This window comes from Pseudomonas citronellolis (assembly GCF_001586155.1).
Classification (GTDB): domain Bacteria; phylum Pseudomonadota; class Gammaproteobacteria; order Pseudomonadales; family Pseudomonadaceae; genus Pseudomonas; species Pseudomonas citronellolis.
The window spans coordinates 3,583,489-3,603,671 of sequence record NZ_CP014158.1 but is presented as its reverse complement, the minus strand read 5'-3'; the positions used below and the strand labels follow the sequence as shown (position 1 = coordinate 3,603,671).

The window sequence follows — 20,183 nt, the reverse complement described above, 5'->3', positions numbered from 1 at the left end:
ATGGGAATGGCGCGGGGGGGCGGCGTAGGAGCGGATCTCATCCGCGATTCGCGCCGGGATGGCCGGCCATCGCGGACAAGGTCCGCTCCTACGGGGGGATCTGTCAGAGTGGCACGTACCTGCTGGCCAGGGTGATGCTGCCGTCGTCATGGCGGCGCATTTCCAGCGGCAGCACCTTGGGCAGGGAGTCGACCAGCGCCTGCAGGTCGCTGGTGTCGTAGATGCCGCCGATGCGCATGGCCGCCACCACCGGGTCGTCCAGGAGCACCGGGTGCGCCAGGTAGCGGTTGATCTGTGGGATGGCCGCCTGCAGCGGCTGGTCCTGCAGCACCAGGCGGCCGTCGAGCCAGGCGATGGCGTCGCCCGGGGCCACCTGGGCCAGTTCGAACTGCCCGGTGGCGCTGCTGTAGCGGGCCTGCATGCCCGGGGTCAGCTGGGCGGCGTTGCTGTCCACGCCGGGCGGCGGGGTGACTATCACCGAGCCTTCCAGCAGGGTGACGAGCATCTGGTTGACGTCGGTCCAGACGTTGAAGCGGGTGCCGGTGACGCGCACGCTGCCGTTGTCGGTGCGCACCGTGAACGGCTGCAGGGCGTTGTGGCTGACGCTGAAGTAGGCCTCGCCGCCGCTGCCCAGGCGGGCGTCGCGGCGGTCGCGGTAGAGGGCGAAGAACAGGCTTGAATGGGCGTTCAGGCGCACCTGCGAATCATCCGCCAGGCGCAGCTCGCGCGGCGCGTCCGTGGCGCTGTAGTAGCCGATGCGCGACGGCAGCCAGCCGGCGGACCAGCCCGTCGACCAGACCGTGCCCAGCGCCAGGCAGGCGACGGCCGCGGCGGTGGCGTAGCGCTTGATGCGCGAGCGCCGCGGCCGCGCAGTGGTGCGTGGAGGATGCGACAGGGGCGCTCGCGCCGGGGCCTGCAGGCGTTCGGCCAGGCGCCAGATTTCCAGCATCGCCAGGTATTCGTCGCGGTGCCGCGGGTCTTCGGCGCACCAGGCGTCGAAGGCGTCGCGCTCGGCCTGGGTGCAGTCCGCCTCGTGCAGGCGCGAGCACCAGCGCGCGGCTTCGGCGCTCAGGCTCTGGTCGTCATGCTCGGCGGGGGGCTGGTTCATCGAAGGCTTCCACGGCTGGACGGCGAAGTGCGCCCAGATCACGCTTTCTTTTCGGCTTGATGCGAGTGATTATAATTACCTCCGGCGCGGGCTGTCAGCCAGCGTCGGCTGCGAGAGCCGATCTTACCCGCAAGCCCCCTAACGGGCGGAGCGCTTTTTTCTTGATTCGCTACTACCAGGAACTGACCGCCTTCCTCAGTCGCACCCTGGGGGACCGCCATGCCGCCGCGGACCTGACCCAGGAGACTTTCCTGCGCCTGCTCGACCGCAAGGCCGAGGAGCGCATCGAGCAGCCGCGGGCGTTCCTCTTCAAGACTGCCGTCAATCTCAGCATCGACTTGCGCCGGCGGGCGCGTATCCGTCGCAACGAGGACCTGGAGGCGCTGGACCGTGAAGGTTGTCTCGATGAGCGTTGTCCGCAGACCGAGGCTATCCAGCAACAGCAGTTGCTGATGTTGCGTCGGGCTTTGGCGCAGTTGCCGGAGAACTGTCGGGAGGCTTTCCTGTTGCGCAAGGTCGAGGGTTGTTCCCATGCCGAGATCGCTGAGCGTCTGGGGATTTCGCGGGATATGGTGGAGAAGCATATCGTCAATGCCATGCGGCATTGTCGGCAGCGGTTGCAGCAGTGGGGTGGGCAGGCGTAGGGGGAACCATGGGTCTCACGCCCCGCGTCATGCCCGCGAACGCGGGCAACTGCCTTGGTCTGGGTGTTTCTGCGCCGCTCCGAGTTTGCCCGACCTGCTGAAGGGGCGTTTCGCTGCGCTCGGAGGTTTCTCTGGAAGTCCGAATTGCGGACAGAGTCCGCTCCTACGCCCGGTTTCCCTGGAACGTAAAAGCCACTCTTCGAGGCGCTCTTCGTAGGATGGGTTGAGCCTGCGAAACCCATGCGGCTGCGGTGATGGGTATCGCTTCGCTCAACACCATCCTACGGGGTGGTTTGCCGGCGGGTGTGGAGCGGACTCAACGCCTCCGCCGCAGGCCCTCTCTCCCTCCGGGAGAGGGCTGGGGTGAGGGTGCTCTGGAGCCCGCCGCGCAATCCCAACCCTGAATCGCAGACGAAAAAAAAGGCCGTTACCGAGTCGCGGGGGAAGCGGGGGTGGTAACGGCCTTGATGCTTCAAAACCAGGCGAGCAACACCTGATGGGTAATAAGCTAGCAAATTGTTCGCAGGCTAATGATGAATGCGCTTGATAGTGCATATGGGCCGGGACGATGGTTCGCCGCGGGCCCGGGGCATCAGAGGATGCTCAGCGGGTACTCGATGAAGGCGCGCACCTCGTTGAGGTCCGGGCCGACGTCGTTGTCCGCGCGGTAGATGGAGTTGCGCAGCTTGAACGACAGGTCCTTGGCCGGGCCGCTCTGGATCACGTACTTGACCTGGTTGAACAGCTCGCGCTCGGTGCCGTCGGAGTCGCCGCCGGTGTCGATGTTGTCGCCGCGCACGTAGGCGATCTTGTAGGTCAGCCCGGGCACGCCGTAGCCGCCGAAGTCCAGCTCGTAGCTGGCCTGCCAGGAGCGTTCGTCCTTGAGGTTGAAGTCGGCGTAGTAGGAGTTGGCCAGGTAGATGGTGCCGCCGCCGTCGCCGTAGTCGTAGGCGTAGCCGGCATCGCCGCTGCTGCGCTGGTGGGCGAGGATGAAGGCGTGCGGGCCGACGCTGTACTTGGCCGCCAGGCTCCAGATGGTGTTGCGGTCGTTGTCGCCGTCGCCGCCGAAGTCCAGCGCGGCCTGGGAGCCATCGTCGTACTTGGTGCGGTAGATGTTGAAGTCGAAGTTCAGCGCCTGCTCGGCGGCCAGCGGCAGGCTGTAGTTGACGTTGGCGTAGGTCTTGGCGAAGACGTCGCGCACGTCGCTGTGGTAGAGCGCCACGCTGAGGTCGTCGGTGACCGCGTAGCTGCCGCCGTAGAGGTAGATCTCGTCCAGGTGGTTGGGGTCGCGCGCCGGGCTGCCCATGGGGCTGTCGGCGGTGAACTTGCCGACGTTCAGCTGCAGGCCCTTGATCTCCTCGCTGGTCAGCAGGGTGCCGGTGAAGGATTGCGGCAGCATGCGCGAGTCGTCGCGGGAGAGCACCGGCAGGTCGGGGAACTGGTTGCCGTACTTGATCACGGTATTGGAGAAGCGCAGCTTCACCGCGCCGCCGGCCTCGGACAGGCTGTCCACCGGCTTGCCGTCGTCGTGTTCGTTGAAGATGCCGGTGTAGTTGCGCCCGCGGCCGCTGTCGAGCTTGACGCCGAGCAGGCCGTAGGCGTCGACGCCGAAGCCCACGGTGCCCTGGGTGAAGCCGGACTCGAAGGTGCCGATGAAGCCCTGGCCCCAGACCTTGGCGTCGTTGGTGTGGTCCTTGTAGTCGCGGTTCCAGTAGACGTTGCGCAGCAGCAGGTCGAGCCTGGCGTCCTCGATGAATCCCTTCGCCTCGTCCTGGGCGCTGGCCTGGGCCAGCTGGGCGCCCGCGGCCATCACGGCGAAGGCCAGCGCGTGGCGTTTCATGATCCTCATGGATATAGCTCCTTTGGTTTCCAACTTTCAGGTTTTAGCAGTTTTTCGTGCTATCACCAGTGACCGGGTTGTCATTCGTCGGAAATTTCCTACGGCTGGAAACCGCGTGCTAGAGCCTGCCGCTGAGAATCGTGTGATGGCTATCTAATGGCGCTTGGCCGGCGGAAGGGGCGCAAGGCCCCTTCTTCGAGGGCGGTCAGTAGCTGAAGAAACCCTGGCCACTCTTGCGGCCCAGGCGGCCGGCCGCGACCATTTCCTTGAGCAGCGGGGCGGGGCGGTACTTGGAGTCGTCGAAGCCGTCGTAGAGCACCTGCATGATCGCCAGCAGGGTGTCCAGGCCGATCAGGTCGGCCAGGGCCAGCGGGCCGATCGGGTGGTTGCAGCCCAGCTGCATGCCGGCGTCGATGTCGGCGGCGCTGGCCAGGCCCTCCTGGAGCACGAAGATGGCCTCGTTGATCATCGGCACCAGGATGCGGTTGACCGCGAAGCCCGGGGCGTTCTTCACGCTCACCGCGGTCTTGCCGACCAGGCCGGCGAAGGCCAGGGCGCGGGCGTGGGTCTCGTCGGCGGTCTGCAGGCCGCGGATCACTTCCAGCAGGCCCATCACCGGCACCGGGTTGAAGAAGTGCAGGCCGATGAAGCGCTGCGGGTTGCGCACCCCCACCGCCAGCTGGGTGATGGAGATGGACGAGGTGTTGCTGGCGATCACGCAGTCGGGGCCGACCAGCTCGTCCACCTGGCGCAGGATGCGCAGCTTGAGTTCGAGGTTCTCGGTGGCGGCCTCGATCACCAGGTCGGCGTCCTTCAGCGCGGCGTAGTCGGTGCCGCCGTGGATGCGCGCGAGGATGCCCGGCTTGTCGGCGGCGGCCAGCCTGTCCTTCTTGATCAGCCGTTCGAGGTTGCCGTCGATGGTCTTCAGGCCGCGTTCGACGGCGGCGTCGGACACGTCGATCATCGCCACCTGGAGCCCGGCCGCGGCGCACACCTGGGCGATGCCGTTGCCCATGGTGCCGGCGCCGATCACGCCGATCTTGCGGATGCCGGGAGTGGTGTCTGCTGTACTCATGCCTGTCGTTCCTCTGCGATGAATGAAGCGCCCCGCGGCGCCGGCGGCGACGATAGCGCAGGCGCCGGCCCAGGGCGAGCCTCCTGCGGGACGGGGGGCTGGCAGCTGTGACTTTGCCGAGGGCATATGCGCCATTTCATGGCGGGTTAGTCCATGTGGGTGGGGTTGGGGACGAGTCTTTGGCACAGTATTGTCGTGGGCGTCCGGCGTGGCCGGTGAGTCCAATCGCGGACGAAGTCCGCTCCTACCGCCTGTGCTTCCCTGGAGCTGTAGGAGCAACTGTCTCGCCGGCTGCGCCGAGCTGCTTTTCGTAGGATGGGTTGAGTTTGCGAAACCCATGCGGCCGAGGTGATGGGTATCGCTTCGCTCAACACCATCCTACGAAAAGCCATGCTCGCTCATGCCGTAGGAGCGGACTCCGTCCGCGATTCGGACTTCCAGAGAAATCTCCGCGCGCACCGGAACGCCCCTTCGGCATGAACAACCCAGGCAACCCCATGAAACCCGAACGCATCCCCCTGGACTACCCCTGTGGCCCCGCTCCGGACCCCGGCGCCAGCCGCGAGATCGCTCCGGGCGTGCACTGGCTGCGCATGCCCCTGCCGCTGAGCCTCGACCACATCAACCTGTGGGCCGTGGAAGACGGCGACGGCTGGGCGCTGTTCGACACCGGCATGCACACCCAGGCCACCCTCGACGCCTGGCGCGCGCTGCTGGCCCCCGGCGGCGCGCTGGGCGGGCGGCGGCCGACGCGGCTGTTCGTCACCCACATGCATCCGGACCACGTCGGCCTGGCCGGCTGGCTCACCCGCGAGTACGGCTGCGAACTCTGGATGACCTTCGGCGAGTACATGAACTGCCGCGTGCTGGCCGCCGACAGCGGCCGCGAGGCGCCGCCGGAAGGCGTGCGCTTCTATCGCCGCGCCGGCTGGGACGAGGCGGCCATCGCCCACTATCGGGCGCGCTTCGGCGGCTTCGGCAAGTTCATCTGGCCGCTGCCGGAAAGCTACCGGCGCCTGCGCGACGGCGAGCGCATCCGCATCGGCGCGCACGACTGGCGGGTGGTGGTGGGTTCCGGGCATTCCCCCGAACACGCCAGCTTCCATTGCCCCGGCCTGCGCCTGCTGGTCGCCGGCGACCAGGTGCTGCCGCGCATCTCGCCGAACGTCTCGGTGTTCCCCACGGAGCCGGCGGCCGACCCGCTGGGCCAGTGGCAGGAATCCCTGGCCAAGGTGCGCCGCGAGGTGCCCGACGACGTGCTGGTGCTGCCGGCCCACAACGAACCCTTCCAGCCCCTGCACGCGCGCCTGGAGCACCTGGAGCGCGGCCACCAGCGGGGCCTGGAACGCCTGCAGGAACTACTGGGCGGAGGCCCGAAGCGCGCCATCGACCTGTTCGGCGCGCTCTTCGCCCGGCGCATCGACCAGGACCTGCTGGCCCTGGCCACCGGCGAGTGCCTGGCCAACCTCAACTACCTGGTGCAGCGCGGCCGGGTGCTGGCCAGCGAGGACGGGCAGGGCGTGGCCTGGTACCGCCTGGCCTGAGGCGGGCTCAGATCCACACGTCGTTGGGCGCGGTGCGCTCGCCGCCCTGGTCGCCGGTGTTGAGCACGCCGCGCGGCTCGATCAGCAGCACCTGCGTCTCCCACGCGGCGAAGGGCTTGTGCTCCACGCCGCGGGGCACCACGTACATCTCCCCGGCGCGCAGTTGCACGGCGCCGTCGCGGAAGTCGATGCGCAGTTCGCCATCGAGCACGATGAAGGTCTCGTCGGTATCGGCGTGGCTGTGCCAGACGAACTCGCCCTCCAGCTTCACCAGCTTGAACTGGTAGTCGTTCATCTCGGCCACCACCCGCGGCTGCCACTGCTCGTGGATGGCCGCCAGCTTGGCGGCGAGGTTGACCGGCAGGTAGGGGCGTATGGATGTTTGCGGCATGTTTCAGCTCCTGGATCATCGAGTGGCCAGGGTAGGGCCCCGGGGCGCGGGCGTCTTGCATATTCCTGCGCATGGGTACGGTGGCGGGGCGGATTTTCCGCCTAAGGAAATCCCCAATGCCTACGGGAGCCTACCCCCATGCCGAGGCCGTTTCCCCGTATGGTCCGCCCCGGGGCCCATCCCCTAAGGTGCCCCTGGCCCCGCCCTTCGAGGGCGGGGGCGCCTTGCAGCGACACGCCTGCCCATAACGACAAGAGACCTCGCCATGAACCCTTCCTCCTCGTGCCGCGCCCCGCGCACGGCTCCAGCCGCCATCGACGCCTGCGCGGCGCGCCCGGCGCGCAAGCGCTACGCCTACGAGTGGTACGTCGTCAGCCTGTGCATGGTGGCGTACATCTTCTCCTTCGTGGACCGGCAGATCCTGGCGCTGATGATCGAGCCCATCAAGGCCGACCTGCAGCTCAGCGACACCCAGTTCAGCCTGCTGCACGGGCTGGCCTTCTCGCTGTTCTACGCGGTGATGGGCTGGCCCATCGCCTACCTGGCCGACCGTTTCTCGCGGCCGCGGATCATCGCCGTCGGCGTGGTCTTCTGGAGCCTGGCCACCGCCGCCTGCGGGCTGTCGAAGAACTTCCTGCAGATGTTCCTGGCGCGCATCGGCGTCGGCGTGGGCGAGGCGGCGCTGTCGCCGGCGGCCTACTCGATGTTCAGCGACCTGTTCCCGCGGGAGAAGCTGGGCCGCGCGGTGGGCATCTACTCCATCGGCTCCTTCCTCGGCGGCGGCCTGGCCTTCCTGGTCGGCGGCTACGTCATCGACCTGCTCAAGGACACCCAGGCGCTGGTGCTGCCGGTGCTGGGCGAGGTCAAGGCCTGGCAGCTGACCTTCTTCATCGTCGGCCTGCCCGGGGTGCTGGTGGGCCTGCTGATCTGGCTGACCGTGCGCGACCCGCAGCGCCAGGGCCTGAGCCGCGACGCCAGCGGCCAGGCCAAGGCCGTGGCGCCGGGCGACGGCGTGCGCTTCCTCGGCCGCCACCGGCTGACCTTCATCTGCCTGTACCTGGGCTTCTCCTGCTACGCCATGGCCTTGTACGCCATGCTCAGCTGGACCCCGGCGCTGTACATGCGCAAGCACGGCCTGGACCCGGTGAGCACCGGCTACACCCTGGGCGTGGTGCTGCTGCTGGCCAACACTGCCGGCGTGTACTGCGGCGGCTGGCTGACCGACCTGCTGGCCCGCCGCGGCCACGGCGACGCGGCCATGCGCACGGGCGTGATCGGCGCCATCGGCATGCTCGTGCCGGTGGCCCTGTTCGCCGTGGTCGAACCGCTGTGGCTGTCCCTGGCGCTGCTGGTGCCGGCGATGTTCTTTGCCTCCTTCCCCCTGCCGACCTCCACCACGGCCATGCAGAACCTGGCGCCGAACCAGGTGCGCGCGCAGGTCTCGGCGATCTTCCTGCTGGTCAGCAACCTGCTGGCGGTGGGCCTGGGCACCACCCTGGTGGCGCTGATCACCGACCGGGTGTTCGGTGACCCGGCGGCGGTGGGGGCGTCGATCGCCATCGTTTCCGCGGTGGCTACGCTGCTGACCATCGGGCTGTTGTGGAAGGGCTGCGGCAGTTATCGCGCGAGCCTGGTGCGTGAACAGGCGGAGCGTGCCTGAGCGGACTCCGTCCGCGCTTCGTGCCACAGGGAATGGCGTGGGTGGGGCAGCGTAGGAGCGGATCTTATCCGCGAACCGCGCCGGTGGTTCCGGCTATCGCGGACAAGGTCCGGGGACATGCCGTGCCTCCCGGAAACCTGTAGCGGGCCCTGCCCGCGAAATTGCGCGCAGGGCGCGCTCCTACAGGGGAATGGCGTGGGTGGATTCATCCGCGCTACGCCGGCACCACCTCGCGGCCCGGCAGGAAGCGTCCGAAGCCGCGTTCCTTGCCCAGCGCCTCGGCGAAGCCGCTTTCCCGCCGGTACGCCACGCGCCCGTTGATCACGGTGGCGTCCACCGCCGCATCGTTGCGTTTCACCAGGCGCACCAGCCCGAGGTTTTCCATGGGCGCTTCGCTCACTTCGTCCAGCTCGTCGGTCAGCCCCTCGGGGTTGACGATCACCAGGTCGGCGCGGTCGCCCACGCGCAGGTAGCCGGCGTCCAGTCCGGCGAAGTCGGCCAGCTCGCCGGTCAGGCGCTGCACCGCGCGGCCCGTGTCCATGAACGGCTGGCCGGTCAGCTCGGCGTCGCGCACGTACTTGAGGAAACGCAGCGGGAAGTTGTACTGCGCGTGGGACGCCAGGTGCGCGCCGGAGTCGGCGAAGCCCGGCTGCGTCCAGGGGCTGGCCAGCAGCCTGGCCATCACCTGCGGGCGGTGGTTGCCGTAGCAGGTGGTCCACTTCAGCGCGTTGCGGTACTGGCTGGCCAGGTCGAAGAAGGCGTCCACCGCATCCTTGCCCTGCTGCTGGCCGATGTCCTCGAAGTTGCGGCCGATCAGGCTGGCGTCCGGGCATTCGCGCACCCAGCAGTCGGACAACCGGCGGTGCCACAGGCCCAGGCTGAGGGTGGCCTTGATGTCCTTGCGGAAGCGCTCGCGGAAGGCCGGGTCCTGGATGCGCGCGTACAACTCTTCCGGGTCCTTGATGTCGCGGAGGATTTCGCCGGCGCCGAACTCCTCGAAGCCGTTCATGTTCAGCCCCTCGATGCGCACATTGAACGGCGCCGGTAGCGTCTGCCAGCGGAAGCGCCCGCGCAGCACGCGGTTGGCCAGCCAGCCGGAGGCGCGGGTGATGCGGTGCATGAAGGGCTGCGACTTGAGGTCCAGGGCGGTGAGCATGCTGCACTTGAGCGGCCGGCGGAACCAGCCGTGGGCCTGCCAGAGGAAGGCGAACACGTTGATCTTGGTCACCGCGTTGGGCGCGCCCTGCATCAGCGCGCCGCGCCGGCGCAGCACGGCGAACAGGCGGGAGAATTCCTTCCAGCTGGCGAAGGTGGAGGGCAGCGGGCTGGACCAGGCGCGCTCGCCGTCCATCTTGTCCAGCCGCGTGGTCATCACCGAGAGGCCGAAGCAGCCGGCGTCCAGCGCCTCGTTGAGCAGCTGCTCCATGCGCTGCAGCTCGGCCTCGGTGGGCTTGGCGCCGCTGGTGGCGCGCTGCAGGCCCATCACCGCCACGCGCAGCTCGGAATGGCCGAGGAAGGAGCACAGGTTCGGCCCCAGCGGCAGTTGCTCGTAGAAGGCGCGGTAGCCGGCGGCGTCGCGCCAGGTGCGTTTCTCGCGCAGGATCGGCAGCACCACCTCGCGCGGCACCGCCTCGACGCGGGTGAACAGGTCGGAGCAGTCCTCCGCCTCGCCCAGCACCATGCTGATGGAGCAGGAGCCCAGGGCCACCGTGGTCACGCCGTGGCGCACCGATTCCTTCAATGCCGGCGCGGCTATCACCTCGGCGTCGTAGTGCGAGTGGATTTCCAGGAAGCCCGGGGTCACCCACTTGCCGGCGGCGTCGAGCACCTGCGGGCAGCCGCTCTCGTCCAGCGGCGAGGCGCTCAAGGTGTCGAGGCGCCCGGCGCGGATGCCCAGGTGGCGCAGCGCGCCGGGGGCGCCGCTGCCGTCGAAGTAGAGGCCGTTCTTGACGATGATGTCGTAGCTCACAGGAGGCTCCAGGGAGACAGCAGCAGGACCCCGCTGACCAGCAGCAGGAGGTGGATGGCCAGGCGGAAGTGGCGTTCCGGGCAGCGCCGGTGCAGGTGCTCGCCCAGCCACAGGCCCAGCGGCAGCAGCGGCGCGTAGGCCAGCACCTGGGGGAGCGCCGGGCGCAGCCGGCCGTCGAGCAGGAAGGCCAGGGTGAGCAGGCCGTTGAGGCTGAACCAGACGCAGACCAGAGTGGCGCGCAGGCGCGACTTGTCCAGCTGCTGGCCGGCCAGGGCGTAGACCAGCAGCGGCCCGCCGGAGGCGAACAGGCCCTGGCAGACGCCGGCGGCGCCGGTGGCCAGGCGCATCGCCCAGGCCGGCACCTGGCCCCTGGGCGTGCCCTTGGCGCTGCGCTGCAGCTCGCGGACGGCGAACCACAGGATGGGCAGGCCGAGGCCGCGCTTGAGCAGCTGCGGGTCCAGCCAGGGCAGCAGCAGGTAGCCGGCCACCATGCCCAGCAGCATGCCCGGCAGCAGGGTGGCCAGCAGCAGCCGCCACTGCACCAGGCGCCGGTGGCGCCAGGCCAGGTAGCTGGTCAGGCCGACGTTCAGCGGCACCAGCACCGGCAGCAGTTGCTCGATGGGCAGCAGCAGGGCGCCGAGAGACAGCGCCAGCACCACGCTGCCGAAGCCGGTGACCGCTTCCAGGGTGTAGGCCAGCAGGATGAAGCTGCCCAGGGCCGGCGCCACGTAGCTCACGGCAGCCTCGCCGCGAGCTTGGGCAGCGGCGCGCGCCGCGACCAGAACAGCGCCAGGCCCAGCCCGGTGAGCAGTTGCCAGCAGCCCCAGAAAGCGGCGATCAGCAGCATGCCGCCGGCCTCGGGGAAGAAGGTGAGGATCAGCGCCATGCCCAGCGCCGAATTGTGGATGCCGCTTTCCAGCGTCACCGCGCGCACGTCGGCCTCGCCCAGCCGGCAGGCCCGCGCGCACAGGTAGCCCAGGCCCAGGGCGGCGCCGTTGAGCAGCGCCACCAGCCAGAAGAACAGGTGGAAGTAGGCGACGAACTGCGCGTAGTTCTTGATGAAGGCCATCACCACGAAGGCCGCCAGCACCAGCAGCGAGAACACCCGCATGGGCTTCTCCAGGCGCCGCGCCAGTTGCGGGCGGCGGCGGCCCAGGGCCATGCCGGCGAGCATCGGCGCCACCAGCACCAGCAGCACCGTGGCCAGCAGCTCCAGCGGGTCGATGTGGATCTGCGTGAGCAGCGCGCGGGTCTCCGGCGCCAGGCTTGCGTAGAGGGCGAAGTTGAACGGCGTGAAGAACCCGGCGGACAGCCCGGACACCGCGGTGACGCTGGCCGACACCGCGACGTTGCCGCGCGCGAGCCAGGTCATGACGTTGGAGAAGCTGCCGCTGGGGCAGGTGGCCACCAGCAGCATGCCCAGGGCCAGCTGCGGGTCGATCGGCAGCAGGTTGGCCAGCAGGCAGGCGCTGGCCGGCAACAGCAGGAACTGGATGAACATGCCGATCAGCGGCGCCTTGGGCGCGCGGACGATGCGGGCGAAGTCCTCGCGGCGCAGTTCCAGGGAGACGCCGAACATCATCAGCGCGATGATCGCGTTCAGGGCCAGCATCGAGGCGCCGGCGAATTCCAGGTGGACGGTGGGCATCAGCGCGCCTCCCTAAGGGGCGCGGGGCACGGTTTGCAAGGCATGCGCGGCTCGTTTGTGTTTCTCGTTGTAATGGGCAAGGATACCCGCCCCGCGCCTCGCTTTGCTGGCTCAATCAGGACTTTTTCCGGTTATTTCGGGACCATGCCCAACAGCCCCTCGATCACCGTGCATTACGCCCAGGGCATCCTCCAGGCCGCTACGCGCCTGGGCCTGCAACTGCCCGCCGACCTGCGCGAGCTGGGCCGCGAGGCGCGCATCCCGCTGGCGCGCCAGGACGAGCTGTGGGAGGGCCTGTGCGCCGCCAGCGCCGAGCCGCTGCTGGGCCTGCGCCTGGGCAGCGCCCTGCAGGTCGGCCACCTGGACATGGTCGGCGCCCTGCTGATGAGCTGCGAGACCTTCGGCGAAGCCCTGGAAGCGCTGCTGGAGTACTACCCGATCATCGCCGAGGGCAGCGAGTTCGCCCTGCGCCGCGAGGCCGGCGGCGTGGCCCTGGTCTATCGCCCCAGCTACCGCGTGCGCCGCGAGGCGCGGGTGGAGGCGGTGCTGGCCAGCCTGGTGCGGCTGAGCGCCTGGATCACCGGCGAGCGCGTGCGCCCGCAGGCAGTGCGAATCGGCCATCCAGCCCGTGGCGAAGCGGGCAGTTACCGCGAACTGCTGGGCCTGTTGCCCGACTTCAGCGCCAGCGAGGAGGGTCTGCTGTTCGCCGAGGACGACCTGCGGGTGCCGCTGATCCAGGCCAACGCCTTGATGCGCGAGCACCTGCGCCAGCTCGCCGACGCCCAGTTGCAGCGCCTGGGCGCGCAGAGCCTGGCGGCGCAGGTGCAGGGCCTGCTGCGCGAGCACCCGCAGTGGGGCAAGGAGCGCATCGCCGAACGCCTGGGCCTCAGCGGCCGGCACCTGAACCGGCGCCTGGCGGAGGAGGGCAGCAGCTTCAAGCTGTTGCGCGAGCGGGTGCTGCACGCCATGGCCGAGCAACTGCTGCACGGCTCCGCGCGGCTGGCGGAAGTGGCCGAGCGCCTGGGCTTTTCCGACGAGAGCGCCTTCGCCAAGGCCTTCCGCCGCTGGAGCGGCATGACCCCCGGGCAGTTCCGCCAGGGCGCGGACTGACTCAGGCGTGGGCCGCCAGGGCGCGCAGGCGCTCGCCGGCCACCACGATCTTGCGCTGGCGGTGGCGGCCCTGGCCGGGGTTGAAGGTCTGCAGTTCGATGCGCTTGCGGAAGCAGTCCACCTGGTCTTCCTGCAGGGGGCGGCCCTCGGCGGTCAGCAGGTCGCGGCGGATGCGTTCGATGAAGTTGTTCAGGCGCGTCGGGTCGCGCCATTCGCTGGCCGGGATCGCCCAGGTGGTCAGCAGGCGCCGGTTCTCGTGGTCACGCAGCCTCAGCAGCAGGCCGCCGTCCGGGCGCTGCTGGAGGTCGACGCGGTAGTCGCTGAACTGTTCGCCGAGGAGTTGCGGGGCTTGGCTACGGTCGTTGTGCATGACGCTCTCCCTTGGTATCCGTGAAGCCGATGGGAGAGCCGTTGCAGCATGCGTTCCAGCTTCGCTTGAAAATTTTCTCTTTTTAAATCAGCTGGTTATTCGATAGCGATAGAGACGCGCCCGTGCATTTCGCACGATTGCACGAAGCCTGCACGGCAGAATGCAAGCTTCACGGCGCTCAGTGCTGCTCGTCGATCACGCCTTCCTGGTGGGCGGCGGAGAGGTGCGGTTCCTGGCCGCTGTCGACCGGGTCCAGCTCCACCAGTTCTTCCAGTTCGTCGGCTTCCCTGGTCACCACCGGATCGGGGTGTGGGGTATCCACGGGGCTTTTCATAGGGGCACTCCTGCAAGGGGCATCGCGGCCCTTACCTTTGCTCGGACCGCACGCAGGCGGGCGCGTGCGATCCATTTCATGCGCACAGTGTCGCGCGAAAACCCGCCCGCGCAAGGCGAGGCGAGGAACGGCAGGCAAGGCAAAAAGGGGCGGCTGCTAGAAGCCGCTGACTCGTCGGTGCCCCGGCTCGTCCAGGTGCATGCCGAAGGCCAGCTGGAAGAACTCGGCGAGCTGTTCGTCGAGCACCTCGCCGTCCAGCGAGTCCAGTTGCGCGCCCAGGCGGCGCATGCGCTGGCCATGGGTGGCGTACTGCTCGTGGACCAGGCCCTGGAGTTCGGTATCGGCGACGATGCGGTAGAAGCTCGGTTGCTGGCTGCCGCCCAGGCGGGCGAACAGGCACAGTTGCAGGTGGTCGTCCTCGTCCACGAGCAGTTCGACCTGGCAATCCAGGCCGCGGTCGCGGGCGAAGCGGCTGGCTTCCTCGAAGGCGGGCAGGGCCTTCTGCAGGACGTGGGTCTCGAAGGTGAAGAGGAAGTCTTCCTCCGCGGGCCCCGAGGCCCTGGGTGCAGAGTCGTACATGCCGGCGGCTCCTGTGCGGGGGATAAGGAAACACGCAAACGGACCACGTAATCCCGGCGCCACACCTCGACCGCGCCGGACGACAACGCTCATGACACTTGCCTGGCGCCAATCTGTCAATGAGTTCCCCGGCATATGCGCGGCGCTGCAAATAGCCATGGGTTCGAAGTAGGCCCGCTCAAGGCGCCGGCGCGCCGGCCAGGGCGGGAAAATCCTCCGGGGTGAGGGTTTCCCGCTCCAGCAGCAGTTGCGCGCCGGCCTCCAGGTCGCTGCGGCGTTGCTCCAGCAGGGCCCGGGCGCGGCGGAAGGCCTCGTCGATCAGCTCGCGCACGCACAGGTCCACCTCGCGGGCGGTCTGCTCCGAGTAGTCCTTCTCGCGCAGCCCCGCCAGGTGGCCGTTGTCGCCCGCGAGATAAGGCGCGCTCTGCCGCTCCAGCACGGCCTGGCCGAGCTGCTCGCTCATGCCGAAGCGCGTCACCAGTTGGCGGGCGATGTCGGTGGCCTTGGCCAGGTCGTCGGCGGCGCCGGTGGAAATCTCGTCGAACACCAGGGATTCGGCGGCGCGCCCGGCCAGCAGCACCACCATGCGGTCCTTGAGTTCCTGGCGGCCGATCAGGAAGCGGTCCTCGGTGGGCCGTTGCAGGGTGAAGCCCAGGGCGCCGATGGCGTGGGGGACGATGGAGACCTTGTGCACCGGGTCCATGCGCGGCAGCGAGGCCGCGGCCAGGGCGTGGCCCATCTCGTGGTAGGCCACTACCTTGCGCTCCTGCGGCAGCAGCAGCCGGCTGCGCCGCTCGGCACCGGCGACGATGCGCTCCACCGCGGCGGTGAAGTCGGCCATGCCCACCGCCTCGGCGCCGCGCCGGGTGGCGCCGATGGCGGCTTCGTTGACCAGGTTGGCCAGGTCCGCGCCGGTGAAGCCGGTGGTGATGGCGGCGATCTGCCCGCAATCGAGGTCGGCGGCGGCGCTAACGCGTTTCAGGTGCACCCGCAGGATGGCCTCGCGGCCCCGGCGGTCCGGGCGGTCGATGAGGATCTGGCGGTCGAAGCGGCCGGCGCGCAGCAGGGCCGGGTCGAGCACTTCCGGGCGGTTGGTGGCGGCCAGCAGCACCACGCCTTCGCGCGGGTCGAAGCCGTCCAGCTCGGCGAGCAGTTGGTTGAGCGTCTGCTCCTTCTCGTCGTTGCCGCCGAAGGCGCCCAGCCCGCGCATCTTGCCCAGGGCGTCCAGCTCGTCGATGAAGATGATGCAGGGCGCGGCCTTGCGCGCCTGCTCGAAGAGGTCGCGCACCCGCGCAGCACCCACGCCGACGAACAGCTCGACGAACTCCGAGCCGGAGATGGAGAAGAACGGCACCCCGGCCTGGCCGGCCACCGCCTTGGCCACCAGCGTCTTGCCGGTGCCGGGCGGGCCCACCAGCAGGATGCCCTTGGGAATCCGCGCGCCCAGGCGGCTGTAGGTGGGGCGATCCTTGAGGAAGGACACCACTTCCTGCAGCTCGGCCTTGGCTTCGTCGATGCCGGCAACGTCGTCGAAGGTCACCCCGGTGTCGCGCTCGACGAACACCCGCGCCTTCGACTTGCCGACGCTGACCATGCCGCCGAAGCCCTGCTTCTCGGCCAGCCCGCGGAAGAAGAACACCCACAGGCCGAAGAACAGCAGCACCGGCAGCAGCCAGCCCAGCAGCTTGGCCAGGCCGCTCTGGGTGACGCCGGAGAAGTCGACCTGGGCTTTCTCCAGCTCCGCCGCCAGCTGCGGCTCGACGCGGTTGGTGGTGAAGCGCGTGCGGCCCTGGATCGGCTCCTTGAGGGTGCCGCTGATGCGCTCCTGGTCGACGCGCAGGTCGCTGACCTTGCCGGCGTCCAGCAGGCGCTGGAACTCGCTGTAGGGAATCGGCGCCTCGGCCGAGTACTCGCCCAGCCAGTTCTGCACCAGCAGCATGGCCACGAAGGCCACGACGAAATAGCCGAGGTTCCATTGATGGTGCTTTTCCATGGCCATGCTCGCTCCCGTGCCGGCAGGGGGATGGATGCACGCCGGGCTCCGGCGTTGGCGCCATTGAGGCACGAACCGCGGCGCGGGAACTTGGCCGGGATCAAACAAAGGCGGAGGCGGCGTGTGCGAAGGATAGCCGCCGGGCTCAGTGGCCGCCGCGTTGCAGCTGGAAGCGGCAGACCTGGCCGCCGCGCAGCAGGCTCCAGGATGGCCCGAAGAGTGGCTAGCCGGGCGCCAGGCTCAGGGGCTTGGCCGGCCGCTGCTGTTCCGACAGCGCCATGTCCAGCGCCTGGCGCAGCTCCAGCGCCAGTTTCGCCACGGCGCGCAGGCTGTCCCAGTCGTGGCGGGGAATCTGCGGGATGGTCAGTTCCACGTCGCAGCTGTTGGGCGCGAGCAGTTGCACGGTCATCGAGCCGTCCGCTTCGAGGGTGCACTGGCAGCGGTAGGGCGTGAAGCTGTCTTCGAGAATGCGTTTGGCCTGCAAATAGGTTTGCATCGGGTGGCTCCCGAGTTATCGACTTGATTGAAGCGGGTCCGCAGGGTACGGCGAAGCTGGGATCGGTCGTCCGATCACGCCGAAAAGCCGACGTCAGGAAATGAACAGTAGCTTGCTAGCGAGTTGCCGTTATAACGATTTCTCATCTGCAACCAGCGAACGCTCCTTTCGGCAACCGCCTCGCCGCCCGGCAGCGCCGTGGCGGCAGGGGCAGGGCGGGCCTGGCGACGGACCCGGGGGAACGCGGTGAGCGCCTGACCTTGCGCGGCGGGGACGAGCCCTGGGCCACCTGGCGCGACACTCTCCAACGCCTGACACGGCGGATGTGGCGGCAGTTGGGGGAGGCGCGCTAGGTGCCTGTGTGCGATTCACCCGGTTGTTTCTGTGGAGGTTTCAACGATGGATAATCGCGGACGGAGTTCGCTCCGGTTCCAGGAAGCACGGCTTTTCGTAGGATGGCGTTGAGCGAAGCGATACCCATCAGCGCAACCGCATGGGTTTCGCAAGCTCAACCCATCCTACGAAAAGCGCCTCGGTGCAGTCGGCAAGACAGTTGCGCCTACATTGTTTTCCGGGTTACTCCCGCGAACGCGGGACGCGGCTCCATCGCGAACAGCGCTTGCGCTGGCCCGAAGGGGAATAACCCAATAGACAGTTGCTTATAAGCGCATCCGGATATCGCAGCGGCAGGTATGTTCCAGGATTCCAGATAAAGAGCGGCTATCCACGGGCGGATATACGATATCGCCGTATAGAATTACCGGGCCTGGAATGACCGTTGAAAACGAGGTGAACTCCATGGAGGTCTGCCTTATGGTTCGAAAGACCTTTGCGGATGTATGGCTTCAGGACTTTGGGCGTTTGGATTCGCAGAAATTGTCCGGTATATTCATCGGTTGGAAAAACTTTTGCTGAAGGAGTTTCCCATGTCCAAGCTGGCAGAGTTTCGCGCTGTCGAGAAAGCGCTCGCAGAACAGATGGCCCACCTGGAGTCGCTGAAGAACGATGTCAATCTGCAGAAGGAAATCGAGTTCGAGCAGAAACTGAATGAACTCATGCAGGCATACGGCAAGTCCCTGGGCGACGTGACCGCCATCCTCGATCCCCGGGCCCACGGCGAAGCGCCTGCGCGCGCGGGGCGGGGCGTGCGCGCCAAGCGGCGCGCGCGGGCGGTCAAGGTCTACCGCAACCCGCACAGTGGCGAGGTCGTTGAAACCAAGGGCGGCAACCATAAAGTTCTGAAGGCCTGGAAGGCGGAATATGGCAGCGATGTCGTGGACTCCTGGCTGCAGAAGAAGTAACCACTTTACGCAGAGTTAGCCAAAGCGCCGCGCTCGATCACCGATTCGGTGCCCGCCACTGAGTTTCCGCGCGTTCTTATTCCAGAATTTCGGCGGTATTTCCCCGCTGTGCCATTAGTGTGCGCGCAGGGAACTGCCGTCCGTCCGTATGGCTCAAGTATTTCAATTGGCTGACGATTCATTGCGGTAGAAATTTTTGCCAGGGGTTGTGTCTTGCAGATTAGTCAGGAAAGTCTGGTTCGCCATCTTCGTCATCAGTTCAATGCACTTCTGGGCGTATCACTGTTCTCCTGGGCGACGATGGCCGGGCTATTGATATTCATCTGGCTACATGGCCAGGCCCTGGGCGTGAAGTCATTCGCCTGTTTCGTTCTGGGAGCCTGCCTGAGTTCGGTGCAACTGTTCTTTCTGGTACTGGTCGCGGTGCGCATGCACCGCACCATGAAAACCCGTTCGAAACTCTTGTCGAGCCTTGAATACGAGTCCGGCCACGATGTACTGACCGGCGTGCTCAACCGCCGTGGTTTCGACCTGTCGCTGCGCCAGGCGATGTCGGCGGCGGGGCACCAGAAGAAGTCGCTGACCCTGCTCTACCTCGACCTGGATGGCTTCAAGCAGGTCAACGACCTGCATAGCCACGCCGTGGGCGACCGCCTGCTGCAGGTGGTGGCGAACAAGTGGAGCAGGACCATACGCGGCGGCGACCTGCTGGCGCGGCTGGGCGGGGATGAGTTCGCGCTGATCACCGGCGCCACCGGCGCGGAGGTCGAAGCGCTCTGCGAACGCTTGCTGGGGGTGGCGAAAGCCAGCCTGCTGGAAGAGTTCCCGGCCCTGCAGATCGGCGTCAGCATCGGTGTCGCCGAGTTTCCCCGCGACGGCCGGCAGGCCGACGAACTGGTCCTGGCCGCGGATTCGGCCATGCTGGTCGCCAAGGCCTTGGGCAAGTCCTGCTTCCAGTGGGCGCTGCCGTCCTCGGAGCGGGGCAGGGGCGTGGCGTCCCCGGTTGCCTAGATCGGCTGGCCGAAACCCGGCGGGGGTCGCCTGCCGGTTCGCATTCCATCCCATGCCGCCACCCGTTGCTCAGTGGTGGTAGCCCTCGCCGACCTTGACCTTGCCGCGGAACACGTAATAGCTCCAGGACGTGTACATCAGGATGAAGGGCAGGATGAACAGCGCGCCGATCAGGGCGAACAGCTGGCTCTGCACCGGTGAGGCCGCCTGCCAGATGGAGACCGCCGGCGGGATGATGTTCGGCCAGACGCTGATGCCCAGCCCGCTGTAACCCAGGAAAATGACCAGCAGCGTGAGCATGAAGGGCGTCACCGTGGCCCGGTGGGCGAGGGTGATCAGGGTGGCGAAGAAGCTGAACAGCAGCAGCGCCGGGACCGGCAGAAAGTAGATCAGGTTCGGCAGGCTGAACCAGCGCTGGGCGATCTGCGGGTGCGACAGGGGCGTCCAGATGCTGATGATCGCGATAGCGAACAGCAGTATCCAGATGAAGTAGGAGGAATAGCGGTACATCTCCGCCTGCAGCTGCCCTTCGGTCTTCATGATCAGCCAGGTGCTGCCCAGCTGCGCGTAGGCCACCAGCAGGGCGAAGCCGCAGAAGATCGGGAAGGGGCTCAGCCAGTCGAGGCTGCCGCCGGCGTAGGCGTTGTTGGCCACCGGTATGCCGTCGATGAAGGCGCCCAGCGCCACACCCTGGGCGAAGGTCGCCACGATGGAGCCGCCGATGAAGGCCTTGTCCCACCAGTGGCGGTTCCTGTCGCTGGCCTTGAAGCGGAACTCGAAGGCCACGCCGCGGAAGATCAGCCCCAGCAGCATGAGCACCAGGGGCAGGTAGAGCGCGCTGAGCAATACCGAATAGGCCAGGGGAAAGGCGCCGAACAATCCCGCGCCGCCCAATACCAGCCATGTTTCGTTACCGTCCCATACGGGGGCGACGGTATTCATCATGACGTCGCGTTCTTCCTTGTTCTTTATTGCAAGGAAAAGAATACCGATGCCCAGGTCGAAGCCATCCATGATGACGTACATCATGATGCCGAAGATGATGATCAATGCCCAGATGAGTGTGAGATCGACGCCCATGTTATTCGCTCCTCAAGTTTGCAGTGCTTG

At 67.5% G+C, this 20,183-nt stretch carries 19 protein-coding genes; 6 read left to right on the top strand and 13 right to left on the bottom strand.

Going from position 1 to position 20,183, the window contains the following annotated elements; genetic code table 11:
• Positions 1-103 precede the first annotated feature (103 nt).
• Positions 104-1,108 (bottom strand): FecR family protein, encoded by a 1,005-nt coding sequence (locus PcP3B5_RS15695; protein WP_061561806.1) that lies wholly within the window; start codon positions 1,106-1,108, stop codon positions 104-106.
• A gap of 161 nt (positions 1,109-1,269) precedes the next feature.
• Here PcP3B5_RS15695 and PcP3B5_RS15690 point away from each other — a divergent pair, with 161 nt between their 5' ends.
• Positions 1,270-1,752: a sigma-70 family RNA polymerase sigma factor gene (locus PcP3B5_RS15690; protein ID WP_043272869.1), complete on the top strand. Its 483-nt coding sequence runs from the start codon at positions 1,270-1,272 to the stop codon at positions 1,750-1,752.
• Positions 1,753-2,344: 592 nt separating this feature from the next.
• Here PcP3B5_RS15690 and PcP3B5_RS15685 read toward each other — a convergent pair.
• Complete coding sequence (locus PcP3B5_RS15685) at positions 2,345-3,601, bottom strand: OprD family porin (protein ID WP_145923909.1); 1,257 nt, start codon at positions 3,599-3,601, stop codon at positions 2,345-2,347.
• Between the two features lie 196 nt (positions 3,602-3,797).
• Positions 3,798-4,667: a 3-hydroxybutyryl-CoA dehydrogenase gene (locus PcP3B5_RS15680; RefSeq protein WP_061561805.1), complete on the bottom strand. Its 870-nt coding sequence runs from the start codon at positions 4,665-4,667 to the stop codon at positions 3,798-3,800.
• Between the two features lie 497 nt (positions 4,668-5,164).
• Here PcP3B5_RS15680 and PcP3B5_RS15675 point away from each other — a divergent pair, with 497 nt between their 5' ends.
• Positions 5,165-6,211: an MBL fold metallo-hydrolase gene (locus PcP3B5_RS15675; RefSeq protein ID WP_082816452.1), complete on the top strand. Its 1,047-nt coding sequence runs from the start codon at positions 5,165-5,167 to the stop codon at positions 6,209-6,211.
• A gap of 7 nt (positions 6,212-6,218) precedes the next feature.
• On the opposite strand, the gene PcP3B5_RS15670 is transcribed toward PcP3B5_RS15675, so the two are convergent.
• Positions 6,219-6,602 (bottom strand): cupin domain-containing protein, encoded by a 384-nt coding sequence (locus PcP3B5_RS15670; protein WP_061561803.1) that lies wholly within the window; start codon positions 6,600-6,602, stop codon positions 6,219-6,221.
• Between the two features lie 265 nt (positions 6,603-6,867).
• Between PcP3B5_RS15670 and PcP3B5_RS15665 the strand changes: the two genes are divergently transcribed.
• Positions 6,868-8,262 (top strand): spinster family MFS transporter, encoded by a 1,395-nt coding sequence (locus PcP3B5_RS15665; protein ID WP_061561802.1) that lies wholly within the window; start codon positions 6,868-6,870, stop codon positions 8,260-8,262.
• Positions 8,263-8,476: 214 nt separating this feature from the next.
• Here PcP3B5_RS15665 and PcP3B5_RS15660 read toward each other — a convergent pair whose 3' ends face one another.
• The 3 genes from PcP3B5_RS15660 to PcP3B5_RS15650 are packed head-to-tail and all read right to left on the bottom strand — an operon-like array spanning position 8,477 to position 11,879.
• Positions 8,477-10,231: an N-acyl-D-amino-acid deacylase family protein gene (locus PcP3B5_RS15660; RefSeq protein WP_061561801.1), complete on the bottom strand. Its 1,755-nt coding sequence runs from the start codon at positions 10,229-10,231 to the stop codon at positions 8,477-8,479.
• Positions 10,228-10,968 (bottom strand): sulfite exporter TauE/SafE family protein, encoded by a 741-nt coding sequence (locus PcP3B5_RS15655; protein WP_061561800.1) that lies wholly within the window; start codon positions 10,966-10,968, stop codon positions 10,228-10,230. Before PcP3B5_RS15655 ends, PcP3B5_RS15660 begins: the two co-directional genes overlap by 4 nt.
• Entirely contained in the window at positions 10,965-11,879 is a 915-nt protein-coding gene (locus tag PcP3B5_RS15650; protein ID WP_061561799.1) for a bile acid:sodium symporter family protein, read from the bottom strand. The genes PcP3B5_RS15655 and PcP3B5_RS15650 overlap by 4 nt, the downstream gene beginning before the upstream one ends.
• 144 nt (positions 11,880-12,023) lie before the next feature.
• On the opposite strand from PcP3B5_RS15650, the gene PcP3B5_RS15645 reads away from it, so the two are divergent.
• Positions 12,024-12,989 carry an AraC family transcriptional regulator gene (locus PcP3B5_RS15645; protein WP_061561798.1) on the top strand — a complete coding sequence of 322 codons (966 nt, stop codon included), beginning with the start codon at positions 12,024-12,026 and terminating at the stop codon, positions 12,987-12,989.
• Between the two features lies 1 nt (position 12,990).
• On the opposite strand, the gene PcP3B5_RS15640 is transcribed toward PcP3B5_RS15645, so the two are convergent.
• The 5 genes from PcP3B5_RS15640 to PcP3B5_RS15625 form a co-directional block, all read right to left on the bottom strand.
• Positions 12,991-13,359, bottom strand: a complete 369-nt coding sequence (locus tag PcP3B5_RS15640) for a DUF3509 domain-containing protein (protein WP_061561797.1) — start codon at positions 13,357-13,359, stop codon at positions 12,991-12,993.
• A gap of 178 nt (positions 13,360-13,537) precedes the next feature.
• Complete coding sequence (locus tag PcP3B5_RS32010) at positions 13,538-13,693, bottom strand: hypothetical protein (RefSeq protein WP_009621884.1); 156 nt, start codon at positions 13,691-13,693, stop codon at positions 13,538-13,540.
• A 156-nt stretch (positions 13,694-13,849) separates the two neighbouring features.
• Complete coding sequence (locus PcP3B5_RS15635) at positions 13,850-14,272, bottom strand: hypothetical protein (protein ID WP_009621885.1); 423 nt, start codon at positions 14,270-14,272, stop codon at positions 13,850-13,852.
• Positions 14,273-14,450: 178 nt separating this feature from the next.
• A complete protein-coding gene (ftsH, locus tag PcP3B5_RS15630; protein ID WP_061563278.1) occupies positions 14,451-16,265 on the bottom strand; it encodes an ATP-dependent zinc metalloprotease FtsH in 1,815 nt (604 codons plus the stop codon).
• Between the two features lie 223 nt (positions 16,266-16,488).
• Positions 16,489-16,761, bottom strand: a complete 273-nt coding sequence (locus PcP3B5_RS15625) for a DUF1652 domain-containing protein (RefSeq protein ID WP_009621889.1) — start codon at positions 16,759-16,761, stop codon at positions 16,489-16,491.
• Positions 16,762-17,687: 926 nt separating this feature from the next.
• Here PcP3B5_RS15625 and PcP3B5_RS15620 point away from each other — a divergent pair.
• Positions 17,688-18,062 carry a histone-like nucleoid-structuring protein, MvaT/MvaU family gene (locus PcP3B5_RS15620; protein ID WP_043272859.1) on the top strand — a complete coding sequence of 125 codons (375 nt, stop codon included), beginning with the start codon at positions 17,688-17,690 and terminating at the stop codon, positions 18,060-18,062.
• Between the two features lie 393 nt (positions 18,063-18,455).
• A complete protein-coding gene (locus tag PcP3B5_RS15615) occupies positions 18,456-19,073 on the top strand; it encodes a GGDEF domain-containing protein (protein ID WP_074980835.1) in 618 nt (205 codons plus the stop codon).
• A 69-nt stretch (positions 19,074-19,142) separates the two neighbouring features.
• Here PcP3B5_RS15615 and cydB read toward each other — a convergent pair whose 3' ends face one another.
• Complete coding sequence (gene cydB, locus PcP3B5_RS15610; protein ID WP_043272857.1) at positions 19,143-20,153, bottom strand: cytochrome d ubiquinol oxidase subunit II; 1,011 nt, start codon at positions 20,151-20,153, stop codon at positions 19,143-19,145.
• Positions 20,154-20,183 lie beyond the last annotated feature (30 nt).

What these genes read in the sequence shown, in the direction of transcription:
- PcP3B5_RS15635 (WP_009621885.1), bottom strand. Translation starts at nt 14,272, where the DNA reads ATGTACGACTCTGCACCCAGGGCCTCGGGGCCCGCGGAGGAAGACTTC.
- cydB (WP_043272857.1), bottom strand. Translation starts at nt 20,153, where the DNA reads ATGGGCGTCGATCTCACACTCATCTGGGCATTGATCATCATCTTCGGC.
- PcP3B5_RS15675 (WP_082816452.1), top strand. Translation starts at nt 5,165, where the DNA reads ATGAAACCCGAACGCATCCCCCTGGACTACCCCTGTGGCCCCGCTCCG.
- PcP3B5_RS15665 (WP_061561802.1), top strand. Translation starts at nt 6,868, where the DNA reads ATGAACCCTTCCTCCTCGTGCCGCGCCCCGCGCACGGCTCCAGCCGCC.
- ftsH (WP_061563278.1), bottom strand. Translation starts at nt 16,265, where the DNA reads ATGGAAAAGCACCATCAATGGAACCTCGGCTATTTCGTCGTGGCCTTC.
- PcP3B5_RS15640 (WP_061561797.1), bottom strand. Translation starts at nt 13,359, where the DNA reads ATGCACAACGACCGTAGCCAAGCCCCGCAACTCCTCGGCGAACAGTTC.
- PcP3B5_RS15645 (WP_061561798.1), top strand. Translation starts at nt 12,024, where the DNA reads ATGCCCAACAGCCCCTCGATCACCGTGCATTACGCCCAGGGCATCCTC.
- PcP3B5_RS15685 (WP_145923909.1), bottom strand. Translation starts at nt 3,601, where the DNA reads ATGAGGATCATGAAACGCCACGCGCTGGCCTTCGCCGTGATGGCCGCG.
- PcP3B5_RS15695 (WP_061561806.1), bottom strand. Translation starts at nt 1,108, where the DNA reads ATGAACCAGCCCCCCGCCGAGCATGACGACCAGAGCCTGAGCGCCGAA.
- PcP3B5_RS15670 (WP_061561803.1), bottom strand. Translation starts at nt 6,602, where the DNA reads ATGCCGCAAACATCCATACGCCCCTACCTGCCGGTCAACCTCGCCGCC.
- PcP3B5_RS32010 (WP_009621884.1), bottom strand. Translation starts at nt 13,693, where the DNA reads ATGAAAAGCCCCGTGGATACCCCACACCCCGATCCGGTGGTGACCAGG.
- PcP3B5_RS15680 (WP_061561805.1), bottom strand. Translation starts at nt 4,667, where the DNA reads ATGAGTACAGCAGACACCACTCCCGGCATCCGCAAGATCGGCGTGATC.
- PcP3B5_RS15620 (WP_043272859.1), top strand. Translation starts at nt 17,688, where the DNA reads ATGTCCAAGCTGGCAGAGTTTCGCGCTGTCGAGAAAGCGCTCGCAGAA.
- PcP3B5_RS15650 (WP_061561799.1), bottom strand. Translation starts at nt 11,879, where the DNA reads ATGCCCACCGTCCACCTGGAATTCGCCGGCGCCTCGATGCTGGCCCTG.
- PcP3B5_RS15625 (WP_009621889.1), bottom strand. Translation starts at nt 16,761, where the DNA reads ATGCAAACCTATTTGCAGGCCAAACGCATTCTCGAAGACAGCTTCACG.